Annotated in this window: 15 protein-coding genes; 2 read left to right on the forward strand and 13 right to left on the reverse strand. The window is 63.0% G+C overall.

Annotation, left to right across the window (positions count from 1 at the left end):
• Window positions 1-272 precede the first annotated feature (272 nt).
• The 12 genes from P3C29_RS28320 to P3C29_RS28375 form a co-directional block, all read right to left on the reverse strand.
• Window positions 273-3,743, reverse strand: a complete 3,471-nt coding sequence (locus P3C29_RS28320) for a hypothetical protein (protein ID WP_275966006.1) — start codon at window positions 3,741-3,743, stop codon at window positions 273-275.
• A 107-nt stretch (window positions 3,744-3,850) separates the two neighbouring features.
• Entirely contained in the window at window positions 3,851-4,582 is a 732-nt protein-coding gene (locus tag P3C29_RS28325; RefSeq protein WP_275966007.1) for a UTRA domain-containing protein, read from the reverse strand.
• 81 nt (window positions 4,583-4,663) lie between these two features.
• Complete coding sequence (locus P3C29_RS28330; protein WP_275966008.1) at window positions 4,664-6,037, reverse strand: LLM class flavin-dependent oxidoreductase; 1,374 nt, start codon at window positions 6,035-6,037, stop codon at window positions 4,664-4,666.
• A gap of 25 nt (window positions 6,038-6,062) precedes the next feature.
• Entirely contained in the window at window positions 6,063-6,893 is an 831-nt protein-coding gene (locus P3C29_RS28335; RefSeq protein WP_275966009.1) for an amino acid ABC transporter permease, read from the reverse strand.
• Window positions 6,890-7,708 (reverse strand): transporter substrate-binding domain-containing protein, encoded by an 819-nt coding sequence (locus tag P3C29_RS28340; RefSeq protein WP_275966010.1) that lies wholly within the window; start codon window positions 7,706-7,708, stop codon window positions 6,890-6,892. The genes P3C29_RS28335 and P3C29_RS28340 overlap by 4 nt, the downstream gene beginning before the upstream one ends.
• 139 nt (window positions 7,709-7,847) lie before the next feature.
• Entirely contained in the window at window positions 7,848-8,429 is a 582-nt protein-coding gene (gene pnuC / locus P3C29_RS28345) for a nicotinamide riboside transporter PnuC (protein WP_275966011.1), read from the reverse strand.
• 15 nt (window positions 8,430-8,444) lie between these two features.
• Window positions 8,445-9,281 carry an HAD family acid phosphatase gene (locus tag P3C29_RS28350; protein WP_275966012.1) on the reverse strand — a complete coding sequence of 279 codons (837 nt, stop codon included), beginning with the start codon at window positions 9,279-9,281 and terminating at the stop codon, window positions 8,445-8,447.
• Window positions 9,282-9,293: 12 nt separating this feature from the next.
• Entirely contained in the window at window positions 9,294-11,441 is a 2,148-nt protein-coding gene (locus tag P3C29_RS28355; protein ID WP_275966013.1) for a TonB-dependent siderophore receptor, read from the reverse strand.
• Between the two features lie 126 nt (window positions 11,442-11,567).
• Entirely contained in the window at window positions 11,568-12,440 is an 873-nt protein-coding gene (locus P3C29_RS28360; RefSeq protein WP_275966014.1) for a rhodanese-like domain-containing protein, read from the reverse strand.
• Window positions 12,437-13,555 (reverse strand): phosphotransferase, encoded by a 1,119-nt coding sequence (locus P3C29_RS28365; protein WP_275966015.1) that lies wholly within the window; start codon window positions 13,553-13,555, stop codon window positions 12,437-12,439. The genes P3C29_RS28360 and P3C29_RS28365 overlap by 4 nt, the downstream gene beginning before the upstream one ends.
• Entirely contained in the window at window positions 13,552-14,472 is a 921-nt protein-coding gene (locus P3C29_RS28370) for an ABC transporter substrate-binding protein (protein WP_010167111.1), read from the reverse strand. The genes P3C29_RS28365 and P3C29_RS28370 overlap by 4 nt, the downstream gene beginning before the upstream one ends.
• A 119-nt stretch (window positions 14,473-14,591) precedes the next feature.
• Window positions 14,592-15,809, reverse strand: a complete 1,218-nt coding sequence (locus tag P3C29_RS28375; protein WP_275966016.1) for an MFS transporter — start codon at window positions 15,807-15,809, stop codon at window positions 14,592-14,594.
• 98 nt (window positions 15,810-15,907) lie between these two features.
• Between P3C29_RS28375 and P3C29_RS28380 the strand changes: the two genes are divergently transcribed.
• On the forward strand, window positions 15,908-16,849 hold the full coding sequence (locus P3C29_RS28380; protein WP_275966017.1) for a LysR family transcriptional regulator: 942 nt from the start codon (window positions 15,908-15,910) through the stop codon (window positions 16,847-16,849).
• Here P3C29_RS28380 and P3C29_RS28385 read toward each other — a convergent pair.
• The gene (locus P3C29_RS28385; RefSeq protein ID WP_275966018.1) at window positions 16,846-18,051 is read right to left on the reverse strand and encodes a DUF1835 domain-containing protein; all 1,206 of its coding nucleotides are present in this window, start codon (window positions 18,049-18,051) and stop codon (window positions 16,846-16,848) included. The genes P3C29_RS28380 and P3C29_RS28385 overlap by 4 nt on opposite strands.
• A 193-nt stretch (window positions 18,052-18,244) precedes the next feature.
• Between P3C29_RS28385 and P3C29_RS28390 the strand changes: the two genes are divergently transcribed.
• Window positions 18,245-18,709, forward strand: a complete 465-nt coding sequence (locus tag P3C29_RS28390; RefSeq protein ID WP_201124770.1) for a metallophosphoesterase family protein — start codon at window positions 18,245-18,247, stop codon at window positions 18,707-18,709.
• Window positions 18,710-18,845 lie beyond the last annotated feature (136 nt).

Raw genomic sequence — 18,845 nt, forward strand, 5'->3', positions numbered from 1 at the left:
CAGCCCCAAAACCTGACACCCCAATTTGCCTGGCAAGACGCGGTATTCTTGATAGGGCCGCTTCGCAGCCCAGCGCGGGGCAAGCCCGCTCACCACAGAAAGCCAGGCTCACCACAGAAAAGCGGTTCACCCAGAAAGCCAGGCTCACCACAGAAAAGCGGCTCACCCAGAAAGCCAGGCTCACCACAGAAAGCCCAGCTCAGCCCAGAAAGCCCAGCTCACCACTGGAAGCGCCCGGGGACATTCGATCTTCCGGGTGTCAGGAGGTTAAGTCAGGGCTTATCCACATCATGATACTCACCCCCATACCCATCCCCCACCCGCCAGATAATGTCGTGGTTCTCATTGGTCCATTCGGACGGTTTCAGCGAGTACTTGTAGTCCTCTGAATTGCGGTTGTTCCCGTCGCCGATAAAGTCCGGATGGTCCCGCCGATGGTCGCCTCCGCGAATGCTTGAGCGCGCATCCCACTCTTCCTTGCGGAAGTCAAAAATACTCTGGTCCTGTGGCGCATCCCGCTGGCCCCAGTCGGACAGGTACGTCTGCAACCACACATACGCCTCATCACCGTTGGGCTTGAGCAACCCGTCCTGCTTGAAGTCCTGGATCTGGTCCCAGTTCTGCATCGAGATCTTGTGCAGTTTGTGGGACTGCACCGTGCTGAGGATCGCCCCGACAAACGACAACGCGCCGGAGATCAAGAAGCCCACCGGCCCCAGGAACGGAATGATTCGCCCTGTCACCCCCAGGGTGCCCAGCACGCCGCCTGCCGCGCCCACCAGGCTGCTGACGCCACCGGCCATGGACAGCGAGCCGGAAGCGATTTTCACCGGGTCTTTCTCGCGCACACCATCACGCAGGGTAAACGCCGCCTGGACCACGCTGATCACGCCGCCCGCCACGTCGGTGGCCATGCCGATCACCTTGATCGCGCTGCTGGCGAACTTCGCGCCAAACCCCGCACCGGCCACGCCGCCCCGGCTGGCGATGCCTTTTTCGATGCCTTCCTGGACCTTCTTCGCGCCTTCATCACTCCAGCCGCCGCTGTTGAGGGCCTTGCCCACGTCCTTGCCGTCGTCCATGGCCTGGTCGACGATCTCGAAGTACTTCTTCTGCACCGCCTCGGCGTCCTTGGGCAGGGCGTGGTAACCCTCGCCGGGCTTGGCCCAGAGGTCGGGCAGGGAGCGGTCGAAGCCCATCAGTTTGTAGGCGTTGGTGCCGCGCAATTTGTCGTAGACCTTCAAGCCCAGCGTGGCGAAGTGCGAGCCGGTGCCCAGGAAGCCGAGGAAGTCGTTGGCGATGCCCAGGCGCTTCATCGGCGTATCCGCCAGCTTGCCGCCCTGGCCGGCGAGTTGGTAAACGATACGGCCCATGCCGATTGCGCCACCCACCGAGCCGAGTACGCCGTTGTCCTTGAGGAAGTTGAGGTTCTTCACGAACGCGCTGCGGTTCTCTTCGCTGAGGCCGGGCATGATCTCCTTGCACACGGCCTTGTCGATGTCGCTGAAGCTGATCACGCCATTTTTCTGCCAGGTGTCGCCGAGGGAAATCATCGCCTTGCCGAAGTCGGCGGCGGCGTTTTTGTCCTTGAGCAGCTGGTCGACGAACTTCGAATACACCCCCAGCGCCTGGCGCGGCAGGCCGTCGGCGCTGCCCTTGAGCATCGACAGGATCGCCATGGTGTTGTCGGTGGTGGCCAGCGCAGTGTTGTCGTCGGAGATCTTGGTCGGGTCGTCCATCAGCTTTTCAACGGCGTCGGTGTAGCCGTCGATTTGCAGGTTTTGCAGGAAGCTGTCGGCCTTGGCCGGGTCGATGTCGGCCAGCGCGGTGTAGGCGGTCTGGATCTCCTGGGTGGCCAGTTCGGTCTTGCCGCTGTCCTGCAGGGACTTGATGTATTTGGTGAAGTTCTCCGAGGAGGTGCTGTCGATCAGCTTCTGCCTGGTCTCATCGACCTTGGCCTGGCCGCCGTCGACCTTGCCCAGCGCCGCGTCGTGGTTGGCCTTGATGTCGTGCTGGATGGTCGAGTCGCCGAGCAGGTCGTTGATGGTCTGGTCGATGGCCTTGGTGTCGAAGATGTTGTCGCGTACGTCCCGCGAGGTCACGTCGATGGGCGTGGTGGCGATGCCCTGGTTGCCGAACCCGTGCTCGGGAATGATCGACATGCCGTTGTCGGCCATGCTCCGGGCTTCCACCGCCCGCAGGAACTTGGCGCGCGGGTCGTCCTTGCCGATGCTGCCGTCCTTGACCCCGGCGCGGTAGCTGTCCACCAGGGTCTTCATCGACAGGTCCTGCACCGACAGCGGGTTGCCGCTGTCATCTTTCTCGGTGGTGGTCAGGTTGTCGACGGAGACGTCCTTGAGGGGCGGCAGGCCGTTGTCGGTGCGCAGCTTGTCGACGTCGGTGGTTTGCGCGGCGATGTCGCTGCGGTAGCCGGAAATCTGTTCGAACATCTGCGGGTTGCTGTCTTCCGACACCACGATCTTCTCTTCGCTGCCGCCGGGCTTGTGCTGGGTGAAGGCGATCAGCCCCGGGCCATAATCCCCGGCGCCGCCGACGCTCATGATGTCTTCGGTAGAGGCCAGGTAAGCGTCCGGGCCTGCGAGGGTGTAGCCGTCGCCCTTGGCTTTTTCGATGCCGGCCAGGGTTTGACCCTTGGAGGTGTAGGCGGCAAAGGCCTCGGGGGTGATGTCTTTGGACACCACCAGCAATTTGCCGTCGGCCTGGTTGACCACCAGGATGCCGTCCATGGGCGCGTCGACCTTGCTGATGTCCCCCAGCTTCAGGCTGGCCTCGTCCTTGCGCAGCAGTTCCTGGCCGGGCAGGGACTGGGCGTTCTTGATGTAGTCGAAGGCTTGCGAGCCTTCACTGGCGTGCACGGCATGCAGGAAGTTGTAGAAGGTGCCGCCGGCGTTTGGGTTCGGGTTGCTGAGGTCGGCGCCGGGTTGCGGCAGGTCGGCTTCGGACTTGCTGATCGCGTATTTGTGGCCCTGATGTTCGAACAGGATCACCCCGGCGCCGCTGTCTTCGGAGACGACTTTCAACTGGCTGAAATCAAGGTCTCCCGGCAGGCTGGTGACTTCCTCATAGCCCTTGGCCTTGCCCTCATTGAGGGCCTGCTTGGTCACCCCGGCCTGGGTGTAGGTGCTGAACGCCTGGGGCGTGAGCTGTTCGGAGATGACCAGGGTCTTGCCGTTTTCCAGGCTGACCTTGAGGATGCCGTCTTCGGCCTTGCCCACGGATTTGATATTGGCCAGGCGTACGCCGTCGCCGTCTTCGCGCAGCAGCTGCTGGTCGGGGTTCTTCAGGCTTTCGACGATGGCCTTGCCGGCCGGGGTGCCCTGGGTTTCGGCCAGGGTCTGGAGGAAGGTGTACAACGGCGTGCCTTCGTCGGGGCCGCCCTGGTTGACGGGGGCCACGGCATGGCCGAAGCGCAGGTTTTTCAATACGTCGAAACCGTCCTGGGCGTTGGCCGCACCCTCGGCGCTGATCTTGTATTTGGCGCCGTCCTGTTCGAAGTAGATCACCCCGGCGTCTTTGTCTTCGGAAATGACCTTGAGCTTGTCGATGTCGAGTTTGGCCGGGAGGGCGGTGACCTCCTTGTAGTCCTCGGGCTTGACGGTTTTGTCGCCCGGCCCGGTATTGGCAAGGATTCTGGCTTTGTTCAGGACAGCGTCGAAAACGCGCTCGGGCGCTTTGGGTTGATCGACGCGGGGCGAGGCGGATTTTTCGGGGCGGGTGATCATCGGTTCAGTCCATGTGATGGGGCGCACGAGGACTCGATATTAGGGGCTGGCAGCGGGTGAAAACGGGTTTATTGGCAACAAGTCACAAGCTTTCACAGGTGTGAAATTCACGTGCCGGGGTAGCGCGTCTCCATCACGATCGACAACGCATCCGGGCGCCAGAACTCCTGGTCGAACTCCACCGGCTGGTCATCCTCGCCAAAGTTCAAGCGCTCCAGGTACACGCTGGTGGACCCCTGCGACAATTGCAGCAGCTCTGCCTGTTCTTCATTCACCGTGCCAATGTGCATCTCCAGCTCACACCGCGATTGCACCCGGGAAAACCGCTCCCGCAGCAGTTGGGTCAGCGAGGTATTCAAGTCGGCCTCCAGCAGCCCCGGGCACCAGCTTGCCAGCAGCGCGTTGAACTCCAGCAGCACCGGCCGCCGGTCAATCCAGCGCCGCCGTTGCAGGAAAAACACCGGCTCATCCGCCGAGGCGAGGCCCATCCGCCTGGCCAGCCAGTCGCCCGCCGGGCGCAGCTCTGCGTGCAGGCATTCGGTGCGGGGCGTACGGCCCTGGGCACTTACGTAATCCATAAAACCGCTGATGCGCGTCGGGTCATAGCGGATACGCCGGGGGCTGACAAACCAGCCGCGACGGTTTTCCCTGTACACCAGGCCTTCCGCTTCCAACTGCTGCAAAGCCTGGCGCAAGGTGACCCGGGTGCAGCCGAAGCGCTCGATCATCTCCCGTTCGGACGGGAATTTCTCATCGGCCTGGGGCACGCCCGCCGCAATATCGTTGGCGATTTGTTCGCGAATGCGCTGGTAGTGCGGTGAAATCGGGTCGAAAGGCATCCTGGGTTCCGTGTACAGGCCGGGCTTGGGCGTGACTTTACCGTTCCTGTTTGCGCAGGTCACGCAGTGCCCACCAGCACCTTACTCAAAGCGGAACGAAGCCCCATGGGCCGAGGCTGGCAAGCGGTCACTGCCCTCGGCGCTGAGCCGCGAACGCAGGGTGCCGGTCTGCGGCGTGGTGCGATACAGCCCACGTTTTTGCAGGGCCGGGATCACCAGTTCGACAAAGTCATTCAGCGAGCCGGGGCTGATCAACGGGTTGAGCATGTAGCCGCTGGTGCCGGAAATTCTGGCGTGTTCCTCGATTTTTTCCGCCACCTGCTCCGGCGTGCCCACCAGGATCAGGTCGCTGCCCCGCGTCACGTTGGCGAAGCGATGCTTGACCTCGCCGGCGGTCAGCGGTTGGCCGCTGCCATCGGGTTTCATCACGTAGGAGGTCATGCCTTCGGTGTGGGTGGACAGTGCTTCGCTGTCGGCGTAGCGGCTGATATCGATACCGGTGTCGCCCGCGTAGCTCACCAACTGCGCCTGCAGGTGATAGTTGCTTTGCAGGGTCTCGTATTTCTTTTGTGCTTCGATGGCGGTGGGGGCGGTGACGATGCGCAACACGGTCAGGGATTTGACGTCTTGCTGCCTGCGCCCGCGGGCCTCGGCCTGGCGCCAGATATCTTCCAGCCCCTGGCGTATCTCCAGCGGGTTGGATTTGGCGATAAACACCAGCTCTGCATGTTTGGCCGCGAACTGCCGGCCACGGCCCGACCAACCCGCCTGGATCAGCAGCGGCGTGCGTTGCGGCGAGGGTGACGTGAGGTGCGGGCCGGCCACCCGGTAATGGTCGCCGGCATGCTGGATCGGTCGAACACGCGCGCCATCGGCATAGGTGCGTGCGAGTTTGTCGGCGAGCACCGCGTCATCGGCCCAACTGCCTTCCCAGAGCTTGTACACCACGTCGAGAAACTCTTCGGCGCGTTCGTAACGGTCGTCGTGCTTGATCATCTGCTCCAGGCCGAAATTGCGTGCGGCGCTGGACAGGTAAGAGGTGACGATATTCCAGCCGATACGCCCGTCGGACAAATGGTCCAGGGTGCTGAAGCGCCGGGCGTGGGTGAATGGGTGTTCGTAGGTGGTGCTGACCGTGACGCCAAAGGCGAGCTTTTCGGTCAGGGCCACCAGTGCGGGAATGATCGTCAGCGGGTCGTTGGCCGGCGCTTCCACCGCCCATTTCAACGCCGCCGCTTCGGACCCGCCAAACACATCGTAGAAGCCCAGCACATCGCCGAAGAACATCAGGTCGAGGTTGGCTTCATCTGCCGTGCGGGCCAGGTTCGACCAGTACTTGAGGGTGTTGATGCCCAGGCGTTCATCCGCCGGGTGGGTCCACAGGCTGGGCGCACCGCCGCAGCCGACACTGGCTTGTTCGTACAGGCCGAATAACAACGGGGTTGGATCAGACATGGTGCTTCCTGCAGGTAAAAAGCGGTTATCGCCCGTGAAGGTAGGCCTTGCCGTAGTGCCGCTCCAGGCGCGCCTGGATCAGTTCCAGGCCAATGGAGAGCAGCCAGTAGATGACGGCAGCGGTGGTGAGCATTTCGATATAGCGGTATGAGGAGCGCCCGTAGGACTGCGCGAGGAACATCACTTCCCAGACGCCCATGACCGAGACCAGCGATGAGTCCTTGAGCATCGAAATGAACTGGCTGGTGGTCGGTGGAATGATGGTGCGCATCGCCTGGGGAAGCACGATCTGCCAGAACGTCACCGCCGGGCCCATGCCCAGCGCCGCCGCAGCATTACGTTGGCCCTGGGACACTCCGATGATGCCGGCGCGAAAGATCTCGCTCAGGTACGCCCCGTAGTTCAACGACAGTGCAATGATCCCGGCGCTGATGGCGCCCGGCACTACGCCCAACTGGGGCAGGCCGAGGTAGATCAGCAAAATCTGGATCAGCAGCGGCGTGCCGCGAAAGAACGAGGCGTAAAAACTGGCAATCCCGAACGCCACCGCGCTGTTCGACAAGCGCGCCAGGGCCGTCGCAAACCCCAGGGCCAGGGACAGCCAGATCGAGCAGAAGCACAGGAACAGCGTCAGCGCCGCACCCTGCAGAAAGCCGTTGGGCGACAGGTGCAGGCCCACCAGGTTCTGCCACTTGGCCGCGACGATCGCAAACTGCAGGTCGAAGCTCATGAACAGCCCGGCGAACAGGCACAGCATCACGCCCCAGGTCAGCCACAGGCGCACCTGGAAGGGCAACCACTGGCGTTTGACGGGCGGCGGTTTCAACACAGAGGGCGGGGTGGGGAAAACGCTCATTGGGTGATGTCTGCGCCAATCCATTTCTGGGAGATCTTCGTCAGCGTGCCGTCGCTTTTAAGGTCGGCCAGCACTTGGGTCAGCCTCGCGTCCCATTGGGGGTCGCCTTTTTCGGTGGCGACCACGTTGGGCTCGCTGTACAGCTGTTTGCCGACGACCTTGAAGCGTGGGTCATGCTTGATTCGCTCATTGGCGGTCACCAGGTTGGTGAGCATTGCGTCCAGGCGTTTGCCGGTGCCGAGCGCCAAGTCCTGGAAGGCCACGATTTCATTGTCGTAAGGCACGGCTTGAATCTGGCTGAACGGGTATTCGATTGGCGTGTTGGCGCCTTCGATCACCAGGTCTTTGTTCAGGTAGGCCTCGTAGGTCGAGGCGCTGCCGACGCCGACTTTTTTCCCGGAAAGGTCACTGGCCGAGTGAATGGAAGATTCATCGGCGTTGACCACGATGACCGCCGGTGAGGCGTAATACTCGACAGGAAAATTGAACACTTGGCCACGGGCGGCACTTGGGGTCATGGAGCAGATGCACACGTCATAACGGCCCTGCCAGCGGCCAGCGGCGATCACTTCCCAAGAGGGTGTTTCCAACTTCAGGGTGACGCCAAGTTTGTCAGCCACGGCTTTGGCCACGTCGACGTCGAAGCCATCCAGCCGGTTTTGTTCATTGAGAAAAGAGAAGGGCGGATAGTTCTCCATCAGCACGCCAACCAACTGTTTGGATTGCGTGATGCGATCCAGCGTTGCCCCGGCGAACACCGCCGGGCTGGCCACTAACAGGGCCAGGCCCAAGGTCACGACAGTACGTAAATTCATAAATATACCCATGGGATTTTTTATATTTAAACGCGATAAGGGCTTTATGTTTAATGATTTTATGTACTGTAATGCGTTGTTTTAGTTATATGTTTTCCCAGCTGTTGGCCTGGCAACAGTTGGGAAACAAACACCGTGTTCAAGCAACTGAAAGTTGCTGTTCCTGTTGGCGCAAATCACGCCGCCAGGACACCAGCCCATACGCCGCCAGCACCACAAACCCGGCATACAACGCGGCGGTCAATTGCAAATCCTTGTACACAAACAATCCCACGTAGACCGTATCCAGCACGATCCACAGCCACCAACTCACCACGTACTTGCGCGCCGCCCACAGGCTGGCCACCAGGCTGAAGGCAGTCAGCAGCGAGTCCAGCCACGGCAATGCGGCATCGGTGAAGTGGTGCATGGCGGCGCCCAGCAGCAGGGCGCCGATCACGCCTGCGAATAAATGACGCCAGGCTTCCTGGACTGGCAGACGCTCGACCCGCACCTTGCCCGCGTCGATGCGCCCGGTGCTCCAGCGCCACCAGCCGTAGCCCTGCAATACGGCGAAGACCAGTTGCAGGAGCATGTCGGAATACAGCTTCACGTCGAAGAAGATCCAGCCGTACAACAACACCGCGACCACACTGACCGGCCAGCACCAGCGCACCCGTCGGGCGGTAAGCCACACCCCGGCGATATTGAAGATTACAGCGACTATTTCCAGCGGCGTCATACGGTTTCCCCAGGGTCAATTTTGCAGGTGCAGCGCCTGTTGCTTGAGCTGGCGCTTGCGTTCAAAGGGCAGTTTTTCCTGATCGCCATACGGCGCGCTGTACCAGTTGCCGTAGGTCGGGTTGGGCAGCACGAACCAGCGTTGGCCGAGCCAGCCAAGGTAGGGTTCGGCGGCCTTTCGCTGGGCCTCCAGGGTGTTGTGTTCGGCCTGCACGAAATCCCCCAGGGAGTCACCGGCCAGGATCAGCACACGGGCGTGCTGGGCGACCCATTGGCGGCGGCAGTTCTTGCCGTAGCCGGCCTGTTCGCAGCCGCCAATCGGGGTGCCGGCGGCCAGTACCTGCTGGTCGCTGTCTACCGGAAAGCCCCGCAGGCGCAGGTTGTCGACGGTGGCCTGCACCTGGCTTTGTTCACGGTTGGTGATGTAGTACACCGTGATGCCTTTGTGCTTGGCCGCCTGCAGGAACGCGACGGCGCCGGGCAGCGCCTGGGCCTTGGCCTGGTCGACCCAGGTGTTCCAGCGGTCGTAGGAGTAGACCTGGTTATTGACGACGTCCCGGGCATTCAGCGGGATGTTGTCGAGCACGGTTTCGTCGATGTCGACAATCACCGCCGGCGGCAAACCGGAGAGGTTGCGCGGGGGCAAGGGCAGGGCGTCCCAGTCCGGGGTGTTGAGGGCCACGTCCAGTTGCCGGGTGGCGTTGGCGAATACCTGGCGGTAAATCAGCTCGTGCTCGATTGAGGTCTGGGTCCACAGCACCGCATCCAGCTGGTCGTTGGCGGGTGGTTGCTGCTGGCAGCCGACCAGGGCAGTCGAGAGCAGGCACACACTGGCAAAAATCAGATTACGCATGAACAGTCAGCCTCAAAAATTGACGGTGGCGGATAGCCGCGCGGTGCGTGGCGCGCCCAGGAACAGGTAGCCATCGCCCGCCGATTCACCCACATCGCGCCAGTAGCGTTTGTCGAACAGGTTGTCGACGGTCAGGCGCAGCACAGTATCGTAATCACCGACTTTGGTGCTGTAGCGACCACCCACATCGAACACCGCATAGTCGTCGACCTTCACGCTGGCCTCGCGGTTTGCGTACTTGCTGCCGCTGTATTGCACCCCGCCGAGCAGGGCCAGGCCCTTGATTCCGGGAATGCTGTAGTCGCCGTGCAGGCTGGCGCGCAGCTTGGGCACGTTGATCGCCTGGTGGCCGTCGTAGTCGTCAGTGCCGCTGCCACTGACCCGGGCGCGTATCGCCGCGACGCTGGCCGACACTTGCAGGTTATCGGTCACTCGGCCGTTGGCGGAGAGTTCCAGGCCCACGTTCTTCTGCTTGCCTTGCTGCACAAAGGTAATGGTGCCGTCATCGTTGGGCCGGTTGTATTGCAGGTCCTGGGTGATCTGGAACAGTGCGGCGGTCAGGCTCAGGCGCTGGAAGTCGCGCTTGATCCCCACTTCCAGCTGGCGCGAAGTAGTCGGCGGCAATACCTCATCGGCGTTGCTGCTGAACCACGCAGCCGTACCGCCCAGGGACAGGCCCTTGCTGTAGCTGGCATACAGGGTCGTGTCCGGGCGCGGCTTGTAGATCAGCGCCACCTGAGGCAGGAACACGCTGCGCTGGGTATGGCGGGTGGTGTCGCCGGCCTGGTCGTAGGTTTCTTCGTCGAGGCGCACCTGGCGCCCGCCGAGGATGGTTTGCCACTGCTCGTTGAAGCTGATGCGGTCGCTGGCGAACAGCCCGTATTGGCGGCTGTCCAGGCGCCGGTAGGTATGGCCCAGCGGCCCCTGGTAGGGTTCAAGCACCGGCGGTTTTTCGTAGATATTGCCCTCGCCGATGTACTCGTTGACCGACTGGCGACGGTCCACCAGGCGGCGGAACGCAGTGGTGCCGAAGGTCAGGTCATGCTTGAGAAACCCGGTGTCGAATTGGCCATTGAGCGCGGCCTGGGCTTCTTCGTTGCTGCGGGTGTCGTCAGGGCTGCGGTAGTCCGAGATGTCGTAGTCGCCCTCGGCGCTGAAGTGGTTGGGCACTGCGGTGTTGGCGCAACTGGCGGCGCCGTAGCAGCCCCAGGCGAAGGTGCTGTAGTCGTCGATCACCACGCGGCTGCGGGAGGCGCTGAAGCTGGCTTTCCAGGCCTCGTTGAAGCGGTATTCGAACAGGCCGTCGAGGTTCAGCGACTTGATGCCCACCGGGTTCGACCAGCTCTGGTAGCCCAGCAAGTCCCGTGGCGACACGTTGTGGGGCACGGTGGTGCCGCCGAGCAATTGATAACCGGGCACCGAGCGTTGCTCGCGGTTCTGGTACTCGGCGTTCAGTTGCAGCAGGGCGTTGGGGCTGATGTTCCAGTCGAGGGCCAGGGACGCAAAATCACGCTGGCCGTCAGCGTGGTCGACGTAGGAGCGGATGTCTTCGTGGGCCAGGTTGACCCGCACGCCCACCTGCTGTTCGGCGCCGAGCCAGCCGCCGACGTCGGTGGCCAGGTAGCGCTCGCCGTGTTCGTTGGTGGACACGGTCACCGAGCGCACATTCTCCGGGCGCTTGCTCACGTAGTTCACCAGGCCGCCGGGCTCGGACACGCCGCTTTGCAGCCCGGACAGGCCCTTGAGCACTTCCACTTGCTGCTTGTTTTCCAGTGCGACGTTCTGTTCGCCGGTGATGGTGCGGCCGTTGATCTTGTAGCTGCTGGCCGGGTTCAGCGAGAAGCCGCGTACCACGAAATTCTCGTAGTAGCCCACCGGCGCGTAGCTGTCGCCGACCGAGGCGTCGTTCTTCAACACCTCGCTCAGCAGGCGGGCTTGCTGGTCTTTCAGGCGGCCTTCGGTGATCACCGCCACCGACGCCGGGGTGTCCAGCAACGGCGCGTTATCGAAGCCGGCGACGGCGGCTTTTTTGGCCTGGTAATCGGTGGCCTGTTCGCCGACCACCGTGACGGTGTCCAGGGTCGCCTCCTGGGCATGGGTGGCCGTGGCGGCGAGGGTGATGCTCAGGGCGAGCAGGGTGTGACGGTACGGTGTTGCCATAAAAGGAGCGCTCCAAGGGCCTGCCCGCTGGCACATCACGCTTTATCGGGCGCAAAAGGGCCCAGCGCTGCGCAACGGACAGGTTGCCAGTACGAAATTAAAAAGCCGGGGTCGCCACAAAGGGCGTCAGGCCGGAGCTGCTCCGGTAGTCATTGGTAGGCGTGCATCGGCGGCCCATTCCTGGAGCGAGCCGTCGTAGAGTGCGATGTCCTGGCGACCCAGCAGGGTCAGGGCCAGGGCGTTGGCCGCCGCGGAAATTCCGCCGCCGCAATAGAGCATCAACGGACCGTCGCTGTGCAGCAGCGTGGGTCCGATGGCCAGGGCCAGGGCGTCCTTGGGCAGGTAGCGACCCTGGGCATCAAACAGCGTGCGCGCCGGCAGGTTATGGCTGCCGGGAATGTGCCCGCGCCTGGCGTAGCGAGTGGGTGCGCTGCCTTCGAACAAGGCGGCGCCCAATGCGCAGACCAGTACGCCGGGTGAGTCTCCTGCGACCACCGCTTCAACGCCTGCGCGGTCGATCCACAGTGGCGCATAGGCGTTGATTGGCCAGGGTTCGACGGCGCTGGTTGTTGCCGGCTGCCCGCTGTGTTGCGGTAATCCCGCCCGTTGCCAGGCGTTGAAACCACCGTCCAGCACCGACGCATCAATGCCCAGCCCGCGCAACATCCACCACAGGCGCGCGGCCCAGAAACCGTCGGCGCGGTCGTAGATCACCACGTTGCTGCCGGTGCCTGCGCCCAGGTCGGCCAGTGCCTGAACCAGGGCTTGCGGGGTTGGCAGGGCGAAGCTGTAGCTGGCGTGGGCGTCCGCAAAGTCGGTCAACAAATCGGCATGCCGTGCGCCGGGGATATGCGCTTGCAGCCAGCCGGCATGGCCACTGGCGACCCGGTAATCACCGTCAAAACGCGGCGACGGCAGCACCACGGTAGCGTCCAGTATCACCAGCCCTGGCTCCCCGAGGCGGGCATGCAGCCAATCGGTATCGACCAGGATGCTCATACGGATTTGCGCCGGATATGACCGAGCAAGCGTTGCCCCTGGGCACCGGCAAACCACTGCAAATGGCCCAGCAGGTAGGCGTGATAGGCCACATCGGCGCTGCTGGTAGAACCCACCACGCCGTGGTAGTACGCGACCTCGGACAGGGCGAAATCCACATGCACCAACGGCAGCAGGGCGCTCAGGGTGTGCAGGTCTTGCGCGCTCAGTGGCCGGATTTGGTGGTAGCCGGCAAGCAGTGCGTCGACGCTGTCGAGGTCCGCGATGGCCGGGCCACCGCTGTCCAGGTCCAGCCAGGGCACGGCGTTGCGTTCGATGGCGGTGGCCAGGTCGTAGAGCGCGAAAGTGCGGTCGGCGAGGCCGAAATCCAGCACGCTGGACACGCTGCCGTCTTCATTCCATAGCAGGTTCGAGGCGTGCCAGTCGTTGTGGGTCCAGAGCGCCGGTTGCTGTTGCAGCAAGGGTTGCAACGGTGCGTGCCAGGGCAACAGCAGCTCGGTGAGTCGTGCGTGCCAATCCTTGTCGGCCAGGTACTCGGTGAGTGCCGGGGTGTTGGCGATCGCGGCCAGTGGCGCGGGTTGTTCGATCAGCCGGGCGTTGGCCAGCAGCACTTGGGTTTGGCGGCGTGGCGCGGTGTAACCTTCGGCCGCGTGGTGCAGCCGAGCCAGGGCAACGCCGGCCGCCAGGGCGTGTTCGGTCGTCTGGAACGGCGACCACGACAGCGCATCCCGGTACAGGTCCAGGCCCTCGGCGACACGATGAATCTCGTAGGTCCATTCGCCCTGCGTCGTGGCCGTCGTCCCGTGGCGGTTGGGCACCACTGCGGCAACCGGCGCGCCCTGGCGATGCAGGTGAGCGATCAGGCGGTGTTCTTCTTCCAGCCACGCCGCTTGCCGCACCTGTTGGTGATGCCGTTTGATGAACAGGGTCGCGCTGCGGGTAGTGATCAGCCCGGCAGCGGAAAACGGTCGCGGGCTGTGCCAATGCAAACTGCGCAGTTGCCCGAGGTGCGGGTACTCGCGCAGCAGGTGCTGGATATCCGCTTCGTGCAGCGCTGGCCAGTCGGCAGCCACCGGATCAAGCCCCAGGCCATGGGCCGTGCGTTGTGGGTTCATGCCGCCGCTCCGGGCAGATAGGCGTTGCTGGTCGCCCCTTGCCATACCTGGGGATTGTCGAGCACCGCGTGCTCGTGCAGCCACTCGGCGTAAGGCTTGAGCAGCGCCTGGCGTTGCTCGCCCCAGCGGCCGTCATGCAGCCAGGTCGGGGCGATTTTATGCAGGGACGCGCTGAGCAATTCCGCCGGGAAATACGGTGTGGTGTGCTCGTAGGCCGCCAGCGCAATCGCCGGCTCCTCGGCCACGGCGAGATAGCCCCGGGCAGTGGCCGCGAGGAAATCACGCACGCACTCGGGCCGCTCGACGAGGGTCCGTTCATGGGCGCCCAACAGGTAGCTGTGATACGCCGGTGCACCGATCTCATCCACCGGCAACACCACCCGGCGCTCGGCCTCGATAGGGCTGTGCATCAGGGCTTCCCAGGCCCAGTAGCCACCGAAACTGGCATCGGCGATGCCTTCGGCCAACTGCTCGGGGCGTAGCTCACGCACGCCGCTGTCCACCAGGATCACGCCATCGGGATCGCCACCGTCGTTGCTCACCAGATGGCGCACCATCGCCAAACCCCGTGGTGTGGGATTGAGCGCCAGGCGCTTGCCCACCAGGTCCCGAGGACGCTGGATACCGGAGTCGGTCAGGGTTTGAATCGACTCAAGCCCCGCATGATTGATCGCCGCGATGCCTTGCAGCGCTTGCCCCAGGCCGCGCCGGACCAGCAGCCGGTTGCTCGGGAAAATGCCGAAGTCCGCCGCGCCGGTCAGCAGGTGTTCAAGGGTGTCGCCACGATAGGGATCGTGCACCACCAACTCCACATCCAGGCCCAGCTCGGCGTACCAACCGCGTTCCCGCGCCAGGTACAAACCCGCCGAATTCGGCCAGGGATGAAAGTACTCCAGCATTACCTTTACCGACACCATCGCTTGCTACTCCAGCTTGCAGTCTTGTGATGGGGGCGATTTATAAGGGAGCAATCTGGTATATACCAATATCGTTTTTTGCTATGGATATGCCCTAAACGTTGAACGCAGGCATCGCACTATGCACGTGGCAGCGCCGATTCAGTGTTGGGTGAGTGCATCCGGCGCAGGGCAATCCACAGGGCGGGCATCAGCAATGCCAGTAACAGCCACGGAAACCACGCGGGTCCGCGAGTCGCCAGTACCACGCCGCCAATCACTCCACTGCCGGCAAATGCCAGGTTGAATGCAGTCACCAGCATCGACTGCGCCACATCGGCACCGTCCCCAGCCATTTCTGCCAGGGCGGTCTGCAGCAAGGTCGGTGCACCACCAAAGCTCAAACCCCATACGGCCATGGCGATGCAGGTGAGGATGACGGGTAAATGGCCGAGCCCGAGCATAAGCGTTACCAGGGCAAACGCGACGAGACTGAGCAGGACCAGCCGCCGCAGCCAGCGATCAATCAACACACCGGTGACCCAGATGCCAAGCAGTGCGGCGAGGCCGAAAATCAGTAAGGCGGCGTCCACATGCTCGCCCAGACCGACAGACGCCAGGAACGCCGTGATGTAGGTGTAGAGAATGTAATGGGCCATGATCCAGAGCATGACCACCAGCAGCACAGGCCGCACGCCGGGTGTTTGCACAACCGTCGACAGAGGCAGGCGTCGGTCGGCTTTTTGCCCGGGATAGTCGGGCACGTTCACGCGTATCCACAGCATGAGCATCAGGCTGGCCGCCGAGAGTATCCCGAACACACTGCGCCAGCCCGACAGCTTGCCGAGCCACGCCCCCAGCGGTACGCCCACGGCCAGCGCCAGGGGAATGCCGAGCATGGCCACGGCCATCGCGCGCCCTTGCAACGGGCGTGGTGCCATGCGCCGGGCGTAACCCGCCAGCAGGCTCCAGGCCAGTCCGGTGGCGAGGCCCACCACCAGGCGCGCCGCCAGGGTCAGGCCGAACCAGGGCGATAGTGCGGTCACGGCATTGCACACAAAAAACACGCCGACAGCCAACAACAGCACACGCCGACGGCGCCAGCCCTGCAGGGCCAGTGTCAATGGAATAGCCGCCAGCCCCGAGCCCAGCGCGCAGAAGGTTACCCATTGGCCGGCCCAGGCTTGCGACACATTGAAGGCTTGGGCGATCTGGGGTAGCAGGCCGGCGGGCATGGTTTCATTGGCGGTGGCAATAAAGCTGCTGAGGGTCAGCGCCAGCAGGGCGATCAGCGGAAGCCGTTCAGCCGGGGGAGGGGTAGCCGTTTCGGCTGCCGATAGCGCGTCGATGTCGGTCATGACCTGTACTCGTTGGAAGGCAAGGACGCGAGTGTGGTGGCTTGTAGAGAAATTGATAATTGGCCTACCATTTGATGAACTTTCAAATCTGAATTGAAATGGCCACAGACCGATTGGGTGATATGCGTTTGTTCGTCGAGGCGGCAGCCTTGGGCAGTCTCACGGCTGCCGGGCGCAAGCTGGCGTTGTCGCCTGCTGCCGCCAGCGCACGGCTGATCAAGCTTGAAGCGGCACTGCGCACCAAACTGTTCGAACGCACCACCCGCCAGTTGCGCTTGACTGACGAAGGCCGGTTTTACCTGCAGCAGTGTGCGATTGCGTTGGCGGCGATTGATGAGGCCGAGGCAGGGCTTCAAGCCAGCCAGCAAGAGGTGCGTGGCAAGGTGCGGATTTCTGCGTCGGCGGATTTTGGCCGGCATCTGCTGAACGACTGGCTTGAAGCCTTCAGCCGCCAGCATCCGCAGGTGAAGGTGGCGTTGACGTTGTCCGACTCCATGTCGAACCTGGTGCAGGACGATGTGGACCTCGCCATCCGCTTTGGTGCCCTGCGTGACAGCTCGCTGGTTGCGCGACACCTGGCGCCCAATTGGCGCGTGCTGTGTGCCTCGCCTGACTACCTGGCGCGGCACGGCGAACCGCAAACGCCGGCGGACCTCGCTCGGCATCAGTTCATCGTGCTGGTGACCGGGGCGGGGCCGCTGAACACATTTCACTTCAGGGTGGATGGCCAGGCCCGGGACCATACAGTGGCGATGGACCAGGCCTGGGAAACCAACGACGGCGCCCTCGCGCGCGCCTGGGCGCTGGCCGGCCATGGCATTGCGCGCAAGACCATTTGGGATGCGGCTGACGATATCCGTGAGGGGCGGCTGAAGGTCCTGTTATCGGAGTTCAGCGTGCGTGAGGCGGGTGTGTATGCGTTGTTGCACGGCACTCACTACCGCTCGCCCCGTGTGCGTGTGCTGCTGGATTTTTTGGTCGAGCGCTTCAGTCACGCAACAGACGAGCTGTTGCGTGACATAGAGGCGCCGCGCCTTTAGGTGCGCCAGGCGGGAGCCAGATGCTCGTCAATCATCCAGTGAGGTTTGCCTGGGCGGATGCAGGTGCCGCCGATCCAGCGCTCATGGGTGGCGTGATCCGGCCAGTAGGCTGCGCCGTTCAGAACCTGGCGACCCAGTGCAGTCAATGCCAACACCCGTTGAGGCCATGGCAATTGAGCCTCGGACTCGATCAACAGCGGATTCTCGCCATCAATCAACGGCCGCATCAGCGCATGAAACATCATGTCCCCCAGGTACGGCAGCGGCTCACGCTTGGCCATCAACTCGGCAAACACCCTGCCGAACGGCACGGGACCGGCCTCGTCCACGTAGTGCAGGGCCAGGCGTTCGGTCAGTGATAAACCGTCCTGCGTCCCCGGAAATTCCTGCAACTGCCGGCGCAACGCCGGGGCCAGGAAGGGCAGGGATGGGTGGTTGCCCTGGGCCAGTTCCGCGAGTTTGACCGGCGAGCTGGCGCAATACGCCAGCCAGGCCTGTCGCGCCAGTTGCAGCATGTCCTCGTCGACCTGCCGGCGCTGCGGCCACAACCACGCCAATATGTCGGGTGCCAGTTGGCCGATGCCGATAAAACGCTGCACGCCGGGGATACGGTCGACTTCGATCAACTCAAGCTTTTCAGGCAAGCGCTCAAGCCCCGCCAATGCGCGAATCAGGAACAACTGATCGTACGCATCCGCCTCACACCACAACACGCTGTGCCCGGCGCTGCCCAGCTGTTCAAGATGGGTGTATTCGTCTGCGTGCCGGCGCGCCACTTCGGCCTCATCCATGGCAAACACCTGGCTGATGTAGCGGCTGCGTATGGCCTGGTATTGGTCGGCTGGCAGGTCCTGGACAGGGCCCATGCACAATGGGTCAATCAGCATCCGGAAGCGGCCCTTGAACCCCGCCAGGCCCAGGCTGTGGGCGATGTCGTTGCCGCAGCGCCAGTGGGTGGTGCGGGCTTCATCGCTGGCGTCGAAGCCCGGATGGCGGGCGGCAAAATCCACCGCATCGACGTGGGCCTTGAGCTTGGGCCAGCTGGGGAAGCCGAGTTCCTTGGCGATCAGCCATTGAGCCTCGGACAAGGTCGGGGTTGCGGCGGTATCGGCGTTTTTCAGGCGCTGCAAAAGCTCCTTGGCGCGCTTGCGTTGCTGCTCAAGGTTGATACGGCCGTTGGTGGACGAGAATGATTGCGACATACGATCTCCTTGCACAAACCTTGTCCGCTTTAAGGTTGGGAGTCGTAGAAATGTGATATTCAGTCAAGGTCTTGGGCGCAGCCCTTTCCGCGGATGGTGGCGTAGATGACGCCAGGCGGGAAATATAGGCAGTGCACTGTTGGATTGCAAGCCGCCCGGCGGACAGCGCCGGTGTCGTGCACAGGAGATGTTCATGAAAGTTGGTGTGATTTCCGATACCCACGGCCTGCTCCGCGCCGAGGCCCTGGCCGCCCTGGAGGGGTGCGAGCAGATTGTTCACGCCGGGGATATCGGCAGCCCGGAAATTCTTGAGCTGCTGGCCTCGATTGCACCGTTGCATGTGGTGCGCGGCAATAACGACCTCGACGCGGCCTGGGCAGAGCATCTGGCTGACCGGCTGGATTTCGACCTGAATGGCTGGCGGGCGCTGCTGGTGCATGACATTGCCGATGTACCGAAGGCGCTTGATCCGGGCATCAGGCTCGTGATCACCGGCCACTCCCACAAGCCATTGATCGAGTGGCACGGCGAGCGGCTGTTTCTCAACCCCGGCAGTGCAGGGCGGCGGCGTTTCAAATTGCCGGTGACCCTCGCGTTGCTTGAGGTGCGCGAGAAATCCATCAAGCCGCGCCTGGTGTCGCTGGAGCCCAAGCGCTGAGGAACACCTGTGGCGAGGGGGCTTGTCCCCCGTCGGGTTGCGAAGCAACCCCAGCAAATTCAGCGAGTTTTTTCAGGTGTACCGGAGTTGCCTTATTGGGGCCGCTTCGCAGCCCAACGGGGGACAAGCCCCCTCG

The sequence above is a fragment of the Pseudomonas sp. 1912-s genome, assembly GCF_029269205.1.
Lineage (GTDB): Bacteria > Pseudomonadota > Gammaproteobacteria > Pseudomonadales > Pseudomonadaceae > Aquipseudomonas.

Excerpts from the sequence above, each read along its gene's own strand:
- P3C29_RS28320 (WP_275966006.1), bottom strand. The coding sequence starts at position 3,743 with ATGATCACCCGCCCCGAAAAATCCGCCTCGCCCCGCGTCGATCAACCC.
- P3C29_RS28325 (WP_275966007.1), bottom strand. The coding sequence starts at position 4,582 with ATGCCTTTCGACCCGATTTCACCGCACTACCAGCGCATTCGCGAACAA.
- P3C29_RS28330 (WP_275966008.1), bottom strand. The coding sequence starts at position 6,037 with ATGTCTGATCCAACCCCGTTGTTATTCGGCCTGTACGAACAAGCCAGT.
- P3C29_RS28335 (WP_275966009.1), bottom strand. The coding sequence starts at position 6,893 with ATGAGCGTTTTCCCCACCCCGCCCTCTGTGTTGAAACCGCCGCCCGTC.
- P3C29_RS28340 (WP_275966010.1), bottom strand. The coding sequence starts at position 7,708 with ATGAATTTACGTACTGTCGTGACCTTGGGCCTGGCCCTGTTAGTGGCC.
- pnuC (WP_275966011.1), bottom strand. The coding sequence starts at position 8,429 with ATGACGCCGCTGGAAATAGTCGCTGTAATCTTCAATATCGCCGGGGTG.
- P3C29_RS28350 (WP_275966012.1), bottom strand. The coding sequence starts at position 9,281 with ATGCGTAATCTGATTTTTGCCAGTGTGTGCCTGCTCTCGACTGCCCTG.
- P3C29_RS28355 (WP_275966013.1), bottom strand. The coding sequence starts at position 11,441 with ATGGCAACACCGTACCGTCACACCCTGCTCGCCCTGAGCATCACCCTC.
- P3C29_RS28360 (WP_275966014.1), bottom strand. The coding sequence starts at position 12,440 with ATGAGCATCCTGGTCGATACCGATTGGCTGCATGCCCGCCTCGGGGAG.
- P3C29_RS28365 (WP_275966015.1), bottom strand. The coding sequence starts at position 13,555 with ATGAACCCACAACGCACGGCCCATGGCCTGGGGCTTGATCCGGTGGCT.
- P3C29_RS28370 (WP_010167111.1), bottom strand. The coding sequence starts at position 14,472 with ATGGTGTCGGTAAAGGTAATGCTGGAGTACTTTCATCCCTGGCCGAAT.
- P3C29_RS28375 (WP_275966016.1), bottom strand. The coding sequence starts at position 15,809 with ATGACCGACATCGACGCGCTATCGGCAGCCGAAACGGCTACCCCTCCC.
- P3C29_RS28380 (WP_275966017.1), top strand. The coding sequence starts at position 15,908 with ATGGCCACAGACCGATTGGGTGATATGCGTTTGTTCGTCGAGGCGGCA.
- P3C29_RS28385 (WP_275966018.1), bottom strand. The coding sequence starts at position 18,051 with ATGTCGCAATCATTCTCGTCCACCAACGGCCGTATCAACCTTGAGCAG.
- P3C29_RS28390 (WP_201124770.1), top strand. The coding sequence starts at position 18,245 with ATGAAAGTTGGTGTGATTTCCGATACCCACGGCCTGCTCCGCGCCGAG.